Below are 2,748 nucleotides of genomic sequence, written 5' to 3'. Positions count from 1 at the left end.
AGAAGGGTATTGAGAAAGGTATTGAGAAGGTTGCCAAAGCATTGAAAGAGCAAAATATAGCTATAGAAATTATTGCACAATCAACTGGTTTATCACAGGAAGCTATTAAAAGAATTTGAGCGAATAATACCAATTGATAGACTTTGCGATCGCATTACCGACTTTAACCCCACGGAAGGCGATCATCCATATTTCAGGATTGTCAACTGGGACATAGAGCGATCGCACCACATCGCTTCATCTACGAAAATGCAGAATTGGCATAGTAAATAAACCCCAAGCCAAACCCGTAATCAAACCAAAAGGTGTAACAATATAATTATTAAAATCCCATAAACTTAAAATCTGTGCTGCTAATTCCCAGGGATAAGCCATCATGAAAACACTAGCAAAAGCCGCACCAGTCCAACCATATTGACTTAACCAAAAAACGCCTTTGCCATTAGTTACCGCATACAAAATTCGGGTTATCAATAAACCTGAAACCGTTCCATAACAGCGCATACAAACTGCCATAATAAAAGGTGGTGCTAACTCCAAACCCATAGTAGGCTGCGGACACACATGATTACCCATAAAGTAAATAATATCCGCAATACCGGGAAGCAAAAACACGCCAGACGCAGCCAGAAAAGGTGCAATAGCAGGACCAAAAACCATACCAGCTAATAGGAAATCAGCAAAAAAACTCACCCAGCTAACTTGTTTAAACTGTAAATCCCCGGATAGAATAGCCCGTTGCATTTTTCTCTGTGTCCTCCGTGTTTCGTTTTCTTCAACACCCGAAATGATTATAAATCATCATCTAGATTTATGCCCACTACTCGTAAACCGATAGCCTAATTCAATATCTTTCACACAGGGACAACGATAAGTTTTATCAAAGCCCCCATAGATAAGAAGATATCACGGCGAATCGCACCACAAGCCCCCCAAAGAGTGAAAGTGTCCTCTTTAGCCCTGAGAGTGTCAATAGCTCCGAGATTATCATCATCAGAACCTATCAAAGCTGCCAGATTTACATCCTCTTCAAAGGGCAAACGTGGAACGATTAGCTAGAATGATCAAACAACAGGCAGAACAGGCACAGTTTATAGTTGTGAGTTTGCGCCGTCCGATGATATAATCAGCACAGCGCACAATTGGCGTAACTCAAGCCAGAAGTGCTTATACCCAAGTTTTGGGTATTAAGTTGCAATCATCTAATGAGGACAGAGGCAAGAAAGGTAATAAAATGGCTCTTGAGTACATAATATATAATTTGCAAAATCTGAACCAATAAATCTCATAAAGCTTGCTGTGTCAAAGAAATAAGCCATACTTTTGAATATTATGGCAAAATTTTTTCTCTTTGCCCTGTTCCCAGTTAAGAGTTCCCTATTAGCGACTGGTAATTTAGCATAACAAGTACCGAAGAGCCATGAAAATTCATCTTACCAATGACAACTGACAACTGACAAATTTCTGTTAAAAATAGACATATACATAAACCAGATTCGAGATTGCCTACGGCACGCTAAGCGAACAGGACGACCTATAGAATGACCTCAGAACAAGTAATTAGACGTTCCGATATATTAAACACTCAGGTAATCACCCGCGACAACGGTAAGCGGTTAGGTATCGTGAGTCAGATTTGGGTTGATGTTGATCAAAGAGAGGTTGTGGCGCTTAGTCTGCGAGACAGCCTCATCTCTATTTCTAGTTTGCCTCGCAATATGTATCTCAACACCATCAACCAAATCGGTGATGTTGTCTTAGTTGATAACGAGGATGTCATTGAAGATGTAGAAGTGGAGATTCTCAGTAACCTGATGAACTGGGAAGTAATCACAGAAACAGGTGAAGTTTTAGGGAAAGTGAGAGGCTTTAAATTTAATAGCGAAACGGGTAAAATATACTCTATCGTCATTGCCTCCTTGGGTTTACCCCAAATTCCTGACCAGTTTTTGAGTACCTACGAACTATCTATTGATGAAGTAGTTAGCACCGGGCCTAGTCGGTTAATTGTATTTGAAGGTGCTGAAGAAAGAGTAAACCAATTAACAGTGGGCGTTTTAGAACGGTTGGGAATTGGTAAAGCCCCTTGGGAAAGAGACGCAGAAGAAGAATTTGGCTATAGCGCCCCTCGGACAGTTGCACCCAGTAATCAATTACCTAGTGGTGTTCCTCTCCAACCACCCCGTCCCAAAGTCCGCATTCCTGAACCCATAGCCCAAGAAGAGGAATGGACAGAAGACTATGTAGAAGAAGAAAGACCTCAGCGTCAAGTCATGAAAGCCCGTTCTTACGAGTCAATTCAGTATGAAGAAGACGAAGAAGATAACTGGAGTGATGCGACGGTAAGGGATAGTTATCAGGAAGCCCCTAGATACGAAGCCAAACCTGCCAAAAAGACCTACACTGACCAGTATGATGACTATGATGATGATCTAGAAGGTGATGCGTGGGATGATGCACCAAAGCCTGTAAATATTCCCAAGAAGGTCAAGGAACGACAAGTGGAATACGAAGAAGAAGGCGGATATTAAGTTTTGTAAACCCCCTCTACTACAAGTAGAGGGGTTATTTTTTTTGCCTTTTTCCACTTTTTCAGCAATCCCTAGATAGGGGCTGCTGAATAAACCTAGAACTGAGATATATCAAGAGTTTGAAGGTAAAGAAGGTGAAAGAAGTGCAAGGAATAAGGGTTGAAATTAGCAAAAACCTATCACTTTACCAGATTTAATACTATTCTTATCTTCTTCT

The 2,748-nt window shown here is 40.9% G+C and carries 3 protein-coding genes and 2 pseudogenes; 3 read left to right on the top strand and 2 right to left on the bottom strand.

The genetic code is table 11. From position 1 onward, the window contains the following. Positions 1 to 119: pseudogene (locus tag PN471_RS23555) on the top strand (Rpn family recombination-promoting nuclease/putative transposase); the annotation flags it as partial. Between the two features lie 118 nt (positions 120 to 237). On the opposite strand, the gene PN471_RS22235 reads toward PN471_RS23555, so the two are convergent. Both PN471_RS22235 and PN471_RS22230 read right to left on the bottom strand, forming a co-directional pair. Beyond that, positions 238 to 744 (bottom strand): DUF2085 domain-containing protein, encoded by a 507-nt coding sequence (locus tag PN471_RS22235; protein ID WP_193897746.1) that lies wholly within the window; start codon positions 742 to 744, stop codon positions 238 to 240. A 110-nt stretch (positions 745 to 854) separates the two neighbouring features. Further along, entirely contained in the window at positions 855 to 1,040 is a 186-nt protein-coding gene (locus tag PN471_RS22230) for a hypothetical protein (RefSeq protein WP_271778678.1), read from the bottom strand. On the opposite strand from PN471_RS22230, the pseudogene PN471_RS23550 reads away from it, so the two are divergent. Together PN471_RS23550 and PN471_RS22225 are read left to right on the top strand one after the other, a co-directional pair. Continuing rightward, a pseudogene (locus tag PN471_RS23550) lies at positions 1,028 to 1,207 on the top strand (hypothetical protein); the annotation flags it as partial. The gene PN471_RS22230 and the pseudogene PN471_RS23550 overlap by 13 nt on opposite strands. A 334-nt stretch (positions 1,208 to 1,541) precedes the next feature. Beyond that, positions 1,542 to 2,531 (top strand): PRC-barrel domain-containing protein, encoded by a 990-nt coding sequence (locus PN471_RS22225; protein WP_193897750.1) that lies wholly within the window; start codon positions 1,542 to 1,544, stop codon positions 2,529 to 2,531. The last annotated feature ends 217 nt before the right edge of the window (positions 2,532 to 2,748 follow it).

This window comes from Aphanizomenon sp. CS-733/32, assembly GCF_028330045.1.
Taxonomy (GTDB): Bacteria; Cyanobacteriota; Cyanobacteriia; order Cyanobacteriales; family Nostocaceae; genus Dolichospermum; species Dolichospermum gracile.
Note: the sequence above shows the minus strand (reverse complement) of the source record. Positions and strands in the feature narration are given on the sequence as shown.